The organism is Aureitalea sp. L0-47 (genome assembly GCF_026126405.1).
In the GTDB taxonomy this organism is placed as follows: domain Bacteria; phylum Bacteroidota; class Bacteroidia; order Flavobacteriales; family Flavobacteriaceae; genus Pukyongia.
In genome coordinates this window covers 75,856-90,446 of record NZ_JAFMTQ010000007.1, presented here as the reverse complement: position 1 = coordinate 90,446, position 14,591 = coordinate 75,856, and the positions used below count along the sequence as shown (strand labels likewise).

General features: G+C 43.5%; 12 protein-coding genes and 1 tRNA gene. 7 read left to right on the top strand and 6 right to left on the bottom strand.

Annotated features, from left to right (window positions below; all coding sequences use genetic code 11):
- Positions 1 to 57 precede the first annotated feature (57 nt).
- Both ybeY and J1N09_RS08815 read right to left on the bottom strand, forming a co-directional pair.
- Entirely contained in the window at positions 58 to 474 is a 417-nt protein-coding gene (gene ybeY / locus J1N09_RS08820; protein ID WP_265199781.1) for an rRNA maturation RNase YbeY, read from the bottom strand.
- On the bottom strand, positions 467 to 3,934 hold the full coding sequence (locus J1N09_RS08815) for a DUF4175 family protein (RefSeq protein WP_265199780.1): 3,468 nt from the start codon (positions 3,932 to 3,934) through the stop codon (positions 467 to 469). Before J1N09_RS08815 ends, ybeY begins: the two co-directional genes overlap by 8 nt.
- A gap of 86 nt (positions 3,935 to 4,020) precedes the next feature.
- On the opposite strand from J1N09_RS08815, the gene J1N09_RS08810 reads away from it, so the two are divergent.
- Positions 4,021 to 5,061: an alkane 1-monooxygenase gene (locus J1N09_RS08810; RefSeq protein WP_265199779.1), complete on the top strand. Its 1,041-nt coding sequence runs from the start codon at positions 4,021 to 4,023 to the stop codon at positions 5,059 to 5,061.
- Between the two features lie 33 nt (positions 5,062 to 5,094).
- The gene (gene gltX, locus J1N09_RS08805) at positions 5,095 to 6,612 is read left to right on the top strand and encodes a glutamate--tRNA ligase (RefSeq protein ID WP_265199778.1); all 1,518 of its coding nucleotides are present in this window, start codon (positions 5,095 to 5,097) and stop codon (positions 6,610 to 6,612) included.
- On the opposite strand, the gene J1N09_RS08800 is transcribed toward gltX, so the two are convergent.
- Positions 6,609 to 7,286: a hypothetical protein gene (locus tag J1N09_RS08800; protein WP_265199777.1), complete on the bottom strand. Its 678-nt coding sequence runs from the start codon at positions 7,284 to 7,286 to the stop codon at positions 6,609 to 6,611. The genes gltX and J1N09_RS08800 overlap by 4 nt on opposite strands.
- Before the next feature lie 108 nt (positions 7,287 to 7,394).
- On the opposite strand from J1N09_RS08800, the gene J1N09_RS08795 reads away from it, so the two are divergent.
- Positions 7,395 to 8,372 carry an SPFH domain-containing protein gene (locus J1N09_RS08795; RefSeq protein ID WP_414826846.1) on the top strand — a complete coding sequence of 326 codons (978 nt, stop codon included), beginning with the start codon at positions 7,395 to 7,397 and terminating at the stop codon, positions 8,370 to 8,372.
- Between the two features lie 27 nt (positions 8,373 to 8,399).
- Here the strand turns inward: J1N09_RS08795 and J1N09_RS08790 are convergent, their stop codons facing one another.
- Entirely contained in the window at positions 8,400 to 9,884 is a 1,485-nt protein-coding gene (locus J1N09_RS08790) for a phosphoethanolamine transferase (protein ID WP_265199775.1), read from the bottom strand.
- Entirely contained in the window at positions 9,862 to 10,929 is a 1,068-nt protein-coding gene (locus tag J1N09_RS08785; RefSeq protein WP_265199774.1) for an acyltransferase family protein, read from the bottom strand. Before J1N09_RS08785 ends, J1N09_RS08790 begins: the two co-directional genes overlap by 23 nt.
- Positions 10,930 to 11,043: 114 nt before the next feature.
- Between J1N09_RS08785 and J1N09_RS08780 the strand changes: the two genes are divergently transcribed.
- Together J1N09_RS08780 and J1N09_RS08775 are read left to right on the top strand one after the other, a co-directional pair.
- On the top strand, positions 11,044 to 11,523 hold the full coding sequence (locus tag J1N09_RS08780) for a hypothetical protein (RefSeq protein ID WP_265199772.1): 480 nt from the start codon (positions 11,044 to 11,046) through the stop codon (positions 11,521 to 11,523).
- 21 nt (positions 11,524 to 11,544) lie between these two features.
- Positions 11,545 to 12,294, top strand: a complete 750-nt coding sequence (locus J1N09_RS08775; RefSeq protein ID WP_265199771.1) for a CPBP family intramembrane glutamic endopeptidase — start codon at positions 11,545 to 11,547, stop codon at positions 12,292 to 12,294.
- Here the strand turns inward: J1N09_RS08775 and J1N09_RS08770 are convergent.
- The gene (locus tag J1N09_RS08770) at positions 12,277 to 13,968 is read right to left on the bottom strand and encodes a glutamine--tRNA ligase/YqeY domain fusion protein (RefSeq protein WP_265199770.1); all 1,692 of its coding nucleotides are present in this window, start codon (positions 13,966 to 13,968) and stop codon (positions 12,277 to 12,279) included. The two genes, J1N09_RS08775 and J1N09_RS08770, sit on opposite strands and share 18 nt — an antisense overlap.
- Positions 13,969 to 14,095: 127 nt before the next feature.
- On the opposite strand from J1N09_RS08770, the gene folB reads away from it, so the two are divergent.
- Together folB and J1N09_RS08760 are read left to right on the top strand one after the other, a co-directional pair.
- Entirely contained in the window at positions 14,096 to 14,452 is a 357-nt protein-coding gene (gene folB / locus J1N09_RS08765; protein WP_265199769.1) for a dihydroneopterin aldolase, read from the top strand.
- 56 nt (positions 14,453 to 14,508) lie between these two features.
- Positions 14,509 to 14,579, top strand: a tRNA-Cys gene (locus tag J1N09_RS08760).
- The last annotated feature ends 12 nt before the right edge of the window (positions 14,580 to 14,591 follow it).

Here is a 14,591-nt window from a genome sequence, read left to right as displayed (position 1 = left end):
TACGTAAAAGTCTATTAATCAGAGTGTTATGCGTATAAATAATTGAATATCAACACTCTAGACAAACTTACGGGCAGCAAGAGCCTCATTTTCCTTAGCCCGCATTACAGATTTTTCATTTTCGGTGCTATCTCCATAACCGCATAGATGAAATATTCCGTGTATCATTACCCGGTGAAGTTCATCGGCAAACGTAACTTTGAATACTTCAGCATTATCGCTTACCCTTTCTGTAGAAATATATATTTCCGAATTCACCTGTTTCCCTAAGTTGTAATTGAAGGTGATTATGTCGGTATAGGTATCATGGTTAAGGAAGTCCTGGTTGATCTTCAGAAGAAATTCATCATCACAGAAAACATAACTAAGTTCTCCAGGTTCGTAACCTTCAGCAACAATAATTTTCTCAATCCACTGCTCCAACTCATCCTCATGAGTTAGTTCAAAATCATTTTCAGAATAAAAATTAACCATTGTCCTTCTTAAAGTAGGATTGCACCTTTTCTTTAAACTCAGGTTTTAGCGGAAGCGCCTCTCTGTTCAGTATTTCAGTAGTATTAAAATACTTTTTCACATCTTCTGGAGTAAGTCGCAAGGTATTTTGGAATTTATCACGATTAGTCTGTGATTCTCTCCTGCTCTCTTGCCCCTGTTCAAAGTCGGCTTTGTCCAACTTCAACAACTCATAATTAAGATTTAGCATATCCTGCAAAGTGCGCTCATTAAAACCTTTGTCCAGTAATTGTTGTTCTACAGCTTCCATTCTTTTTAATATGTCACCTCCTTTACCGCTAAGCCCCTCCTTGCTGAGCTTATCCTCTAACTGATTTCTTAGCTGTTGTTGTTGCTTATAAATTTCATATAAGAGACCATTCATGTCCTCACTGTCTCCATCTCCATTATTTTCGGAATCTCCATTTCCACTTCCGCCATTTCCTCCGCTTCCGCCGTCACCTTCACCGCCTTCTCCACCTTCACCACCTTTTTCTCCTTTTCCTTTCTCTCCTTCTCTTCCGTTCTCTCCTTCTTCGCCACTACCTTCTCCTCCATTTTGTCCTTCCTGGCCCTCACCCGGTTTCTTACCCATTCCTTCTCCCATCTTTTCGCTGAGACTTTTCTGCTTTTTAATAATATCCGGTAACTGGAAACCTTCTCCTCCTCCACCTTCGCCCTGGCCTTGTCCCTGTCCCTGTCCTTTGCCAGATCCAGACATCATCATTTGATTCTGCATATTCCCTAACAGGTCACTTAGGAGAATTGCCAACTCGTTGGCGCCCGTAACACTGTATTGCTGATTGGATATCCCCTGGCGCATCTGGTTTTCGGCTAGCCGTTCCAGGGCCTTGTCTATGTTGTATTGAACCTCAGTTATCGATTCATTGATAGGTTCACTGATCATCGGCTGCCTGAGTGATAGTGCAAAAAGACTGTCGTCAATGTGCCGGAAGTTTTGTTTAAGATCGTTCTGAACGTTCAGCTTTCTTCCAAATACCGGATTGCCGTAATCGGTAAGTTTGAATTCCTCCATCAATTCCTCCTGTTCAAAGGAAAAAACCACAAGGTTGTCCAGGATCTGTCTAAGCATATCCACATCTTCCTGTATTGTCTCCATCTGACCCTGCATCATCATGGACTGCATCTGCTCGCCCATTTGCTTCATCTTTTGGCCAGCCTTTTTCTGGTTCTTCTTGGCTCCGCTTTGATTTTGTTGCTGAAGGTTGTCCGTTGCCTTCTGCTGTTCTTCATCTACCTCGGATTCTCCTTGTTTGTCCTGAGGAATTTCCATGGGTGACTTGAGGCCTTCATTCTCTTTCTGAAGATCCTCCATTTCCTTTTTATATTCCTCGAACTTATCGTTTAGCTCCTCCTGAGCTTCTTTAGTATTCTTATCTTCAGGTTCATCGGCTAGTTTTTCCTGCTCTTCTCCCAACTTATAGATCTCCTCGGCTAATTTCTCAGCTTTTTTGGAAACATAATAGCGCTTTGTAAGCTCTAGTAATTGTTCCAGGTTTTTCTCCTGATTCTTATTTTGTTTAGCAAGCCGCTCCAGCTTCTCGGTCAGCTCTTCCTTCTCTATTTTATCCTGAAGTCGCTCAAGTTCTTCAAGTAATTCTTCATTTTCTTCAAGCCTTTCTTCGTTTTCATCAAGGCGCTTCTCAAGCTGTTCCTTGAATGGGTCGCTCTCCTCCTTTTCGGGTTGAAAATTCTGAAGGTTTTCCTTCATCTCTTTAGAAAAATTCTTCATCATTTCTTCCTGCTGCTTTTGACGCTTAAGGAAGTTCTCAAGTTTTTTCTTGTCGTTCCAGTTAAGCTCCTTTTTTTCCTTCTGAAGCTTACTGAGCTCTTCCAGGGTTTTGTCCTGTTTCTTCAGTTCATCCAGGGTTTTGTCAAGATCTTTTATGGTGTTCTCCTGGTTCTGAAGCTGTTCGTTTTCCAGCTCGTCTTTTGTAAGTTTTCTGAAGGTGAACACACCCGATTTGCTCGACTTGAAATTGTGGATAGCGTCGTTGTCGAATATTTCGAAATAATATTCATAGGCAACTCCCTCTTCCAGTTGTAGCTCTCCTGGAAATGTATAAACAAACTGGTCCACCGTAGTTTTATTTACCGGCAATAAAGCTTCAGAGGCGTTTGTTTCATCCCCAATAGGATAATACACCAGCCGCAACTTTGAAAGGCCGTAGTCATCACTTACACGACCCAGGAAATACACAATTTGTGCGTTGGTACTGTCCTGTTTGGATTCAACATCGATCTCAGGATATTCGTCTTTTATCACCCCCAGGGTAAACGACAAGTTCTCATATTCAAATAAGTCGTCGTTGGAGGTGGTTATGGCATAATCGAGCTTTCTGTAGACCCGTTTGTCGAACTCAAAGTCCCTTTTTATCTCGGGCGAAGTGTTTTCTGCCAGCTCCTTAAAACTATAGGTGGAATCCTTGGTCTTCAAACCCACCTGAGTGGTGTTAAGAGCCTCCACCTTCCAGGAAACCAAGGTCCCTTCCGGAATTGTCGCGCTACCACTGCTTTTCAGCACCTCATCTTTCTTTCCGGTATATGCAGGATAGTCCAGCAACATCTCAAAATCTCTCATGGATGGTGTCTTCACAACACCAACAGTGTATTCCCTTGAAACAACGTCATTTGCCTGAAGTTCAAACCGGATTTGCTCAGTGGGTTGAAGAAAAGTATATTCAAAGATACCGGGTGCTTTTTGTTCTAAATAATATACCTCTTCATTATACCGTATGCTGGCGTTCTCAGGGATTAACTCTCCTTCTGTTCTAACTTCCAGCGTGAACGGCCTGTTCTCGATAGCCGTAAGCTCCTCGTTTAGCACAAAAAATGAAAAAGGTGCCGGCGGCTCATAAGCTGTATCGTAATTGACCACCCTTTCATAACTGCTTGAAAATATTTCTTGTTTGCCTAATACAATTACCAGGAGTATCACCAAAACTGGCAATGCCGCATATTTCAAATATTTAACGTTCTTCTTGAAATCTACAGCTCGTTTAAAGGGTATAGGCTGTAATTGAGACGCCTTTTGGTCTATGCTCGCCATAAGCAGCTCTGATTCCCGAAGATTCTGGTTGAGCTGAATAACATTAAGCAGTTTGTCATTTACCTGCGGAAAGTGACTGCCAATGATCCTGGCTGCCTCGTCATGAGAAATCCCCTGCTGAAGATTAAACAGCTTGGCAAGAGGAAAGGCAATAAACCTAATGAACAGCGCTGTTTCAACTCCAACAAACAACCAGAAAAGAAGGGTCCTTCCTCCGGTGTCCAGCCATAAGAAGTATTCTACAAAAAGTGTGATTATGAAATAAAGAAGGCCAATAGCAAAAAAAAGTATCGCACCCTTGATCAATTCATTGGTGTAATATTTTTTTATAAATTGTTCCAGCTTCTGCTGAATGACACTAAAGGTGCTCATATTGTGGACTTCCTAGATTCAGAAACTTCTAAAATACGATTTTATTTCTTAAGGAAATCTCAAAAATCAGTCCAAAAAAGAGCAAAATGAAAGACCTGAAATATCTCGCCGCCTATTCCATTCCTGTTGTTGCTGTAATAGGGTTGATCTATCGAGACATCTGGTCCTTCTTAACTCCGGTCTATGCGTTTGGACTCATCCCCATCATGGAGGTAATTCTTGCCGAAGATCCGAGTAACTTAACAGAAACAGAGGTCTCCAGCAAAAAGAACAATCTTCTTTTCGATTTACTATTATATCTCAACCTTCCTCTGGTCTATGGGATCATCCTGTACTTCCTTTACAGCCTGTCCTGGGCGAATTACACTACCGCGGAACTCATCGGGCTATCATTTTCGGTGGGGATCGTACTAGGAGGGAATGGTATAAATGTAGCGCACGAGCTTGGTCACAGGAGAAGAAAATGGGAGAACATCCTCGGAAAATTACTGCTCCTGCCCGCTTTGTACATGCATTTCTACATAGAGCACAATTTCGGCCATCACAAGAATGCGGCAACCGCTGAAGATCCAGCCAGTGCGAGATACAATCAATCGGTATACGCTTTCTGGGTTCGATCCATGTTCTACCAGTATTTAAATGCATGGAGAATTCAGAATAAACTACTGAAGCGAAACAAAGATGGCTTCTTCAGTATAAAGAACGATATGCTGTGGTACACCATATTCCAGTTGGGATACCTTGTTGCTGTTTATTTAATCTTCGGGAAGATCGCCCTGTTTGTGGCCATCTCAATTGCAGTGACCGCTGCAGTATTATTAGAGACCATTAATTATATCGAACACTATGGGTTGAGTAGGAAAAAACTTGAGAGCGGTCGATATGAGCGTGTTCAGAAGATACACTCCTGGAACTCCAACCACGTTTTGGGCCGCATTATGCTGTACGAGCTCACAAGGCACAGCGATCATCACTATAAAGCATCGAAAAAGTACCAATTGCTGGATTGTCATGAGGAGAGTCCGCAAATGCCATACGGCTATCCAACCTCTATGATGCTCTCGTTGATCCCCCCTCTGTGGTTTAGGATCATGAATAAGCGAATTCCTGTGGAAATGCGCCTGTAGGTTGTATCTTTGCAGCCAAATTCAGAAAGAGAAATGGCTCAAAAAGTACGCGTACGCTTTGCTCCCAGTCCAACCGGACCCCTTCACATTGGTGGAGTCCGAACGGCTTTGTTCAACTACCTTTTCGCAAAAAAGCACAAGGGTGATTTTGTCCTTAGGATCGAGGACACTGATCAAAACCGCTATGTGAAAGGTGCAGAAGAATATATCGTTGAATCCCTCAATTGGCTCAATATTCCTTTCGATGAAGGGCCGGGAAAAGACGGTGGTTATGGGCCCTACCGACAAAGCGAACGCAAAGGGCTCTATCATAAATACGCCGACGAGTTATTAGCTTCAGGAAATGCATATATTGCCTTCGACACCTCGGAAGAGCTGGACGCTCACAGAAAGGAGCACGAGGCCAACGGGAAAACCTTTATCTATAACTGGCACAATAGGGAGAAGCTCAAAAATTCCCTGGTACTTTCCGAGGAAGAAACAAAGTCTCGAATGGCCAATGGAGATCCTTATGTGATCCGGTTCAAGTCTCCTCAGGACGAAACCATCCTGCTCAACGATATCATACGCGGCACAATTTCCATTGATTCAAATACATTGGACGATAAGGTGCTGTTCAAAAGCGACGGCATGCCTACCTACCACCTGGCGAACATTGTGGATGATCACCTTATGGAAATTTCACATGTGATCCGTGGAGAAGAGTGGTTGCCCTCACTCGCCCTACACAAGATGCTATACGATGCCTTTGGCTGGAACACTCCCGAGTTTGCACACTTGCCTCTCATTATGAAGCCGGTTGGAAAGGGTAAACTGAGTAAGCGCGACGGTCAAAAACTTGGCTTCCCTGTGTTTCCTTTGGAATGGAATACTGAAGGGGGGGAATCTTATTCGGGTTATCGGGAAGATGGTTATTTACCCGAAGCGGTGGTGAATATGCTAGCATTCCTGGGATGGAACCCGGGCACAGAACAAGAGATCTTTAGCATTGATGAGTTGGTAGAATCCTTCGATTTGAACAAGGTGCATAAGGGCGGAGCTAAGTTTGACCCTGAAAAGACCAATTGGTTTCAGCACCACTACCTTCAACAAGTTTCTGATGAAACTATCACAGAACACTTCAAAACCGAGGTCCTCCATCCTCGTGGGATTAATTTTGCAGAAATGGATGTTAAGAGAATTGTTTCTGCGATCAAAGAGCGCGCGACCTTTGTTACCGACCTATGGGATCAGGGGAGTTTCTTCTTTGTTGCTCCTTCGGAATACGACGAAAAAGCTTCAAAGAAAGCGTTTAAAGAAGACACTGCGGGTATCCTTGGTACAGTGGTGAAGCTCCTTTCGGAAGTTGACAGTTTTTCTTCAGAAGTAATTTCAGAAAAAATCAAGGGCTGGATCACTTCTCAGGAAATGGGTTTTGGAAAGGTAATGATGCCACTTCGGCTTGCGCTTGTTGGCGAAATGAAAGGTCCTGATGTATTTGAGATTGCCTCAATATTAGGAAAGGACGAAGCCATTAAGCGTCTCCAAGCTGCGATTCGCTATATTTCTTAGAAATAGACAACAGCTCCGAAGATAAGAGTGCTGCTGTTTCCCTCAAAATCGTTCTTAGCAAGTTCCTTGTCATTGAGGTTTTTCAGCATATTGGTCACTCCATACTGATACTGGGCCCACACGCGGAAATTCTCAAGTCCGGCAGTCAATCCGCCCATCACCCTGAAGTTTACTTTGGAAATATCCTGGATCTCGTTGGCGCGTATGATGGCGTCATCTACAGCTAAAATGTACTGTCCGAAATTGTCTTCATTCTTCATTTTAAGCCTTCCGTTAACGTTCAGGACGGGTCCGAATTCAAGGCTAAAATGGTGTCTAACCACGTTAAAACTACCGAGAAAATTGATCTGAACTGCCTGTATACTATAGTCTATATATTCCTCAACGTTCCGGTTGCTTGCATCCCCCGTATTTATTGCCAGTACTTCAAGTTCGTTTCCGAAGAAATTAATGCCGTAGATAAGGTCGAAGGATCCGCGAAAGGATCCGCGGGTAGTGAATCCACCCATAAACCCGGTTCCCTGTCGCGTGGTAAGGTCGGCAGTGTTGATGTCAAACAAGGTCATTCCTGCCTGAAGACCGAGTCGGTTATAGCCTTCAAAATTTCGTTGAGCTTGTGTGTTGAATGTGAATAAAAGAAGAAAAGTAACGAACGTGAGGTTTCGAAGACACATAAAGTTAGATATCAAATTTGGGCACTAAAAGTAGCGCTAATTTCGTATCTTAAACGATGTTTTTAATTTAATATTTCAATTATCATGGGTGGTGGTTTTCTTCTATGGATGATTCCTTTGGGTCTCTTCCTTTTTTTCGTTCTTTTCGGTGTTTTTTTTACTGTTAAACAACAGACTTCTGCAATTATAGAAACCTTCGGGAGGTATAGCAGTATTCGTAATTCGGGTCTGCAAATGAAGATTCCTCTTGTTCAGCGCATTGCCGGGCGTATAAATCTTAAAATTCAACAGCTGGATGTTTTAGTAGAAACCAAGACCAAGGACGATGTGTTCGTCCGCTTAAAGATCTCGGTTCAGTTCCAGGTGGTGAAAGACAAGGTGTACGATGCTTTCTATAAACTTCAGAGTCCTCAGGATCAAATTACATCTTATGTGTTTGATGTGGTGAGAGCAGAAGTGCCAAAAATGAAGCTGGACGATGTGTTCGAGCGCAAAGACGACATCGCGATTGCAGTGAAAAGTGAATTGAACGATGCGATGATCGACTATGGATACGACATCATTAAGACTCTAGTAACGGATATAGATCCGGACGTCCAGGTAAAAGAGGCAATGAACCGGATTAACGCTGCCGAGCGTGAAAAGGTAGCCGCCGAATACGAGGCAGAGGCAGAACGCATTAAGATCGTTGCCAAGGCCAGGGCAGAGGCAGAGAGCAAAAGGTTGCAGGGGCAAGGTATCGCGGATCAGCGCAGGGAAATCGCTCGCGGACTCGAAGAAAGCGTGGATGTACTGAACAATGTAGGTATCAATTCCCAGGAAGCTTCAGCGCTGATTGTGGTGACACAGCATTACGACACACTACAGTCGATAGGAGAGGAGACCAATACCAACCTTATCTTACTTCCCAATTCGCCCCAGGCGGGCAGCAATATGCTGAACGATATGATCGCGTCTTTTGTGGCAAGCAATCAAATAGGGGAGGAGATGCGCAAGCAAAATAAGTCCAACCCGCGAATGGGTAGCGGAGGGTCTAAGCGGAAACGAACCCCGCCCCCAACCGATGATCCGGATGTGACCTTCTAAAAACAGACCCCGAGAAATCGGGGTTTTTTATTGGGGTGTGTTTACTTCAATGTCCAAAAGATCCAGCATGGTTGGATAAAGTAAATCCATGCTGATCGGTTGGTCATGTAATACTTCCAGGGCACGCACCTTTTGAGGATAATTTATTCTGAATGATTCTGAAAACCACAAAATATAGCCAGGATTCTTTAAAGCGTCATCTTCCTGAGCATGCAGCCATTTACCGCCTTCTCCCAGAAGTTCGCCGTGATCTGAAGCGTAAATCATAAAACTGGGAACGCTTTCGGATTCAAGCCTTGTTATGATGTTGTGAAGGAACTCGTCCAGGTACACTATGGTATTATCGTAGGAGTTTATGATTTGTTCTTCGGAAAGAGAAGGAATGTACTTGCTGTCAATCACAGGCTTGAAAAATCGGTGCTTATCTTCATAACGGTTTTCATACCACCAGTGACTTCCTATCATGTGCAGTGTGATCAACTGTTTGTTACTCAGTTTTAACAAGGAGTCCATTGGCTTGAGCATTACCCCGTCAAGTTCTTTATCGAAACTAAATACAGACCTGTACTTATCCACCAGGATGAGATCGTCGTTGGTTTCGGCTATTGGCAAGTAGGAAGTCTCCATGGTCTGGTTTCCGATCCATGTGGTTTTGAACCCTCCAATATTAGCCACGGTATACAGTGAGGTAAAAGGCCGAATGGTATCCTCAAGGTTTTGGTCGGTGAGCATTTGAGGTACGCTGGTGGCAGTTATGGTTTTAGATGTAAACAGATCGGGGTAACTAATCACATCATCTCTTTTAGAAAGAAATGGTGTTGTGTTTCGGAAATAGCCGTTGAGATGAAGATGATCAGCTCGCAACGTTTCACCGAGAACAAATACAGCCTTAATGGAATCCGAACTTGAAACAATCCCTTTTGGGTTCATGTTCAGCTCAAGGTTTGGTTTCTCGAAGTATTCCTCAACCGCTACGGCAACATTATATGGTAATCTGAATTTGAAGATGCCGTATTGCCTTCTTTCCATCAGGTAGAACATGACCATTAACGCCAGGGCTGGCACTATCATGATCTTGAGTCCTCTTTGCCTGTCCAGGTTGCTGTGCCATTTCAGAATGAATATCAGGGCGGCCACAGCCATAACATAGAATACAAAGTAAGGCACAGTTATGAGGTCAATTGCGATGTCAGGCTTGGTTTCCAATACGCCCTGTATGAGAGATGGGGTGATGGATATGTCTTGGGAATAGGCCCAAAACGAAAACCCTGAATATGCGAGAAACAATATTGGAAAAATGATTCTGAAGGGCCATTTAAATAGGCTCAACACATATAAAAATCCGGCCACTGTTGCCTGAAGTGCGCATAGGTGCAAAAAATATATAATACGGTCCTTGAATCCTTCCAGGGGTACGTGATAATAGGAGGCTCCTGTAATGAACAAAACGATGATGATGTTCATTACGAGGTGGAAGTAGATTATTGGTTTAAGTCTTTTTAACCTTTCCATCAAGAATGGGTGCGTATTTGTTTACCAGCCAAATCACAGGAATGACCATTACGACTTGTGCTACAGACAGAATTAGTTTCTCAAGTTCTGAAAAATTGAAAACTGTGACCCCAAAAATAAAGAATGCTACGATCTTTATAAGGGTTAACATCCTAATATGTGTTGCTAAAAGAACGACGGTGTGGCGCCCTAAGTATGAAAGAAAGCTAAAAATGGGAATTATTTTAAAGAATAATATCACTGCCAGGGATCCTCCAAGTCCACTTGCGAAGAACATAAGTTCATTTCCGTAAATCGATCTGTACATATCCACTTTTTCTGGGTTGAGATAAAACCCATTCAGGTTTATCAGAAGCCAACAGACAAGCAGCAAAACAGTCTTGGTTGTTGAAAGATTCACAAGGTATGGTTTCAATAGCTCTCCCAAAGCATAGAATCCAAGGGCAACCATTGCCACGTCAAGACTCCAGGGTAGTGAGAAGTCGAAGTAGATGGGCCAAAGAAATCCAAGCACTACCAGTACAGACACCCCAAAAGCCTGCAAATATTTGTTCTTTAGTTTTTGTGTTAAGGCTCGCAATACGTACACCAGGAATATACACGGCAGGAACCACAGTGGAATTCCCCAGTCCATATATTCACCACCACCTTGCGCATAGAGTATTCCAATTAAGTTCTTTATCGGTGAGGCGTCCATGGTGGCGCTGTCGCCATAATTCCTGCCCAAAAAGAACCAAAACAAGTATAACGCACTCGCCCAGATGAAGTAGGGGGCCAGTATCATTTTCGCTCGTCTCTTTATGGCCGATAAATCAATCTTTTTTGGATGAAACATGCCTGATATAAAGAAGAATAAAGGGACATGAAACGAATAGATATATGGTTCGTTGGCGGGAAAATTATGGCCGTAGACCACTAAAAAGATCGAAAGTCCTCTGGCCTGGTCTATCCAATTATATCGTTTTTGCATGTTTCTTTTCGGGTTCTGAAACAGAAAGTCCTTGTCGATAAAGATATAGTTTTTTAGTAATTGCCGTGTTTTCATGAAATCAGATTAAGAGGGTGCTGATCAGCCTTGTGTGGTTCAATATTAATTTTAACTTCACAATCTGCGTCGTAGGTATGTCAGTTTCTAGCCCCCCGCTAATTAACATTTGACATGAAAAATTTCAGACACTTTATCCCAATCGTATTTGGGTTATTATTAATGATGAGCGTACGGGCTAGCAACAATACGAATATAGGTTGCTCACCCATGTGCGTAGAAGAATGTTCCTCAGATCCCATTGTGCTTAGCCCAGGAAAAGAATACGATTTCTCCTATTTAAAACCTGGTGAAACCGCAGAGTTAGCTTATGAAGACGACAAGGGCAATCCCATCCGATACCGCGTTACGCGCACTTCTGGTGGTCTTGATGTCGCAGTATATACAAGTTCGCTTCAGAAAGCCGACCCCAATACGGTAATTGCATTTAAGGGCCCTAAGGGTGTGGTAAGTTCATCCACTGTTGGCGAAATCGTTTCTCAGCGATGCGGCTGGCTATGTGTTATCGCACATGTTTTCTGTGTGAAGGTTCATCTTGGGCCTCCCGGAAATACCTGGGAGTGGGACTGCAGCGGGAGCACGAATGAGAATTAAACAAATAGCAGCAAGCTAACTATGTCTCTGATCAGAAAAATAAAGGAAAGTATAATTACAAAATGGATCGTTTTGTATTATACTTTCTTTTTTATACTTGGGTCGTATCTGCTCCTTCAGCTAATCTTCACGGTTTTACAGTTTTTCTTTTTTGGAGATCCCCAGCAATCAATCACCCTACAAGGGTTCAGCGTTGTGATAGACGGCGTGGACCATCAGATCTGGGACCTCCCTCAATTTCACATATCTGTAATTCTAAGCTCCCTTATCGTTATTGGGCTCACATGGCTTACTATGAAATTTGTAATGAAAGGAAGGCCGTTTCACAACCTTGGGTTTCTGCCTGTGCTTCGCGAACATAGGGTTTGGTTCCTGTATAGCGCAATCGTATTGCTCAGCGGCATACTCATGAGAGAGTATGTAATTGGTTCAACTGAAATCGCTATAAGCGCCGGGAACAATATTGAAAAGGTCCTGATAATTCTTGGTTTAGCGGTGTTTGGCCCCGTTTTGGAAGAGGTGCTATTCCGGGGATATTTACAAGCCCGTATGGATGCAATACTCAAAAACAAATTTCCCTGGATATCCATATTTATAACCGCGGCCCTCTTTTCTGTTTTCCACTTTCAATATGCGCCATTGGAAATGCTCTATATCTTTGGGGTAGGAGTCTTTCTCTCTCTAATGAAACACAAAACCAGATCACTTTGGTTTCCAATTATTTTTCACACAGCAGGAAACCTGTACGCTGTGCTAATGATTCTGCTGTGAGTCGGCCAGTTTTGCCCAGGAATCTCTCAAAGGAACCGTTCTATTAAACACTTGGATTTTCTCGGTTGAGTCTCGATCTACGGTAAAATATCCTATCCGTTGAAACTGAACTTTGTCCTCAACTTTAAAGTCGGCTAAACTGGGTTCTCCGTAGGCAGTTATCGTCTTTAACGAATCCGGGTTAAGAAACTCCAAAAAGTCCCTGTCCTTATGGCTGTCAGGTGCAGGCTCCGTGAACAATCGGTCGTACAGGCGCACCTCAATGGGAAGTGCGTGAGGTACGGAAACCCAATGCAGGGTGCCCTTCACCTTCCTCATGGAAGCTTCGGTCCCGCTACCGCTCCTGCTGTCCGGATCGTAAGTACAATGAATTTCAGTAATATTCCCCTCTTCGTCTTTAACAACGCTCTCTGCTTTGATTATGTAAGCGCTCTTCAATCGAACCTCTTTACCTAGCTTGAGGCGGAAAAACTTACGGTTTGCCTCTTCCCTGAAATCTTCCTTTTCTATATAAAGCTCCCTTGAAAAAGGAATTTTGCGTAATCCGGCATTTTCGTCTTCCGGATTATTTTCGGTTTCCAACCATTCTTCTTTTCCTTCAGGGTAATTGGTAATCACCACTTTTACCGGGTCCAGGACAGCCATGACCCGTGTCGCTTTCTTGTTCAGGTCTTCCCGCACATTGTATTCAAGACGCGAAACATCAATCAGGTTTTCGCGCTTTCCAACCCCTATCCTGTTGGCAAAATTGCGTATGGATTCAGGCGTATACCCTCTTCTTCTTAATCCCGAGATGGTTGGCATTCTAGGGTCGTCCCATCCGGAGACAACTCCTTCTTCCACCAGGCGCGCTAGTTTGCGCTTGCTAACAACTGTATGACTAAGGTTTCTTCTAGCAAATTCTCGCTGTTTAGGCCTCATTTTTTCCGAACTGTATACCTGGTCTAAGAACCAGTCGTATAGCTCGCGGTGAGGAAGGAATTCAAGCGTACAAAAAGAATGTGATATCTGTTCTATATAATCGCTTTCCCCGTGGGTCCAGTCGTACATTGGAAATATCTTCCAATCCGTTCCGGTCCTGTGGTGGTGCTTGTGTAACACGCGGTACATTACCGGGTCGCGCATGAGCATATTTGGTGAGGACATGTCGATCTTTGCTCTAAGAACAAGTTCTCCTTCTCTCACCTCGCCGTTTTTCATTTTCTCGAAAAGCGCCAGGCTTTCCTCAACAGGCCTGTTCCTGTAAGGGCTTTCTTTTCCTGGTTCGTTCGGCGTCCCTTTTTGTTGTGCGATTTCCTCAGAAGTTTGCGAGTCAACATAGGCCTTTCCGTCTTTTATGAATTGAACGGCCCAGTCGTAGAGCTGCTGAAAATAATCCGATGCGTAAAGTTCTTCGGTCCATTCATAACCCAGCCATTCTATGTCCCTTTTGATGGCATCCACATATTCCTGTTCCTCCTTGGTTGGGTTGGTATCATCAAAGCGCAGGTTAACCGGAGCGTTGTACTTCTCACCCAATCCAAAATTCAGACAAATAGCCGAAGCATGGCCAATGTGTAAGTAGCCGTTAGGCTCCGGGGGGAAACGAAATCTCAGCTCCGATTGTCCATATCCGGATTCAAGATCTTTCTCTATGATTTGTTCAAGAAAATTTAATGACTCTTCTTTTGACATATTCTTTCTGTGTTGGTTTCCGAATTAAGCCCGGAAACATAGCAATCGCTTACAATTATTCCCAATATCATTGTTGGTAAACGACTGTCAAAGGTAAAAAAAGTATCTTTGCCGAAAGCACAATTCGATGAGTAGAATTCGATTAAAAAACATCCGCATATTCACCAATCACGGTTGTTTGTCGGAAGAAGAAAAAATTGGCAGTGATTACCTGGTTAACCTCTCGGTTGATGCAGATCTTTCGGAAGCTGCCAGGACAGACCAGCTCAAGGATACCGTGGATTACGTACATCTCAACCGAATAGTGAAGGAGCAAATGGCTCAGCGCTCCAAGCTACTTGAACATGTAGGACAACGGATTATAGATGCTGTTTTTGAAGAGGTGGCTGTTGTGAATTCTGTAGAAGTAACTGTTTCAAAAGTAAACCCTCCAATTGGCGGGGATGTAGCCGAAGTAAGTGTTACAATGTCTTCGAGCCGGTAAATTCCGATTTAGCCCGGTTTTTTAAAGTTTATATTTTATATTTGCCATCTGTATAAGGCATCGTGGCCGAGTGGCTAGGCAGAGGTCTGCAAAACCTTGTACAGCGGTTCGAATCCGCTCGATGCCTCAGGAAGCCCCT

What these genes read in the sequence shown, in the direction of transcription:
- ybeY (WP_265199781.1), bottom strand. Translation starts at nt 474, where the DNA reads ATGGTTAATTTTTATTCTGAAAATGATTTTGAACTAACTCATGAGGAT.
- J1N09_RS08815 (WP_265199780.1), bottom strand. Translation starts at nt 3,934, where the DNA reads ATGAGCACCTTTAGTGTCATTCAGCAGAAGCTGGAACAATTTATAAAA.
- J1N09_RS08810 (WP_265199779.1), top strand. Translation starts at nt 4,021, where the DNA reads ATGAAAGACCTGAAATATCTCGCCGCCTATTCCATTCCTGTTGTTGCT.
- gltX (WP_265199778.1), top strand. Translation starts at nt 5,095, where the DNA reads ATGGCTCAAAAAGTACGCGTACGCTTTGCTCCCAGTCCAACCGGACCC.
- J1N09_RS08800 (WP_265199777.1), bottom strand. Translation starts at nt 7,286, where the DNA reads ATGTGTCTTCGAAACCTCACGTTCGTTACTTTTCTTCTTTTATTCACA.
- J1N09_RS08795 (WP_414826846.1), top strand. Translation starts at nt 7,395, where the DNA reads ATGATTCCTTTGGGTCTCTTCCTTTTTTTCGTTCTTTTCGGTGTTTTT.
- J1N09_RS08790 (WP_265199775.1), bottom strand. Translation starts at nt 9,884, where the DNA reads ATGGAAAGGTTAAAAAGACTTAAACCAATAATCTACTTCCACCTCGTA.
- J1N09_RS08785 (WP_265199774.1), bottom strand. Translation starts at nt 10,929, where the DNA reads ATGAAAACACGGCAATTACTAAAAAACTATATCTTTATCGACAAGGAC.
- J1N09_RS08780 (WP_265199772.1), top strand. Translation starts at nt 11,044, where the DNA reads ATGAAAAATTTCAGACACTTTATCCCAATCGTATTTGGGTTATTATTA.
- J1N09_RS08775 (WP_265199771.1), top strand. Translation starts at nt 11,545, where the DNA reads ATGTCTCTGATCAGAAAAATAAAGGAAAGTATAATTACAAAATGGATC.
- J1N09_RS08770 (WP_265199770.1), bottom strand. Translation starts at nt 13,968, where the DNA reads ATGTCAAAAGAAGAGTCATTAAATTTTCTTGAACAAATCATAGAGAAA.
- folB (WP_265199769.1), top strand. Translation starts at nt 14,096, where the DNA reads ATGAGTAGAATTCGATTAAAAAACATCCGCATATTCACCAATCACGGT.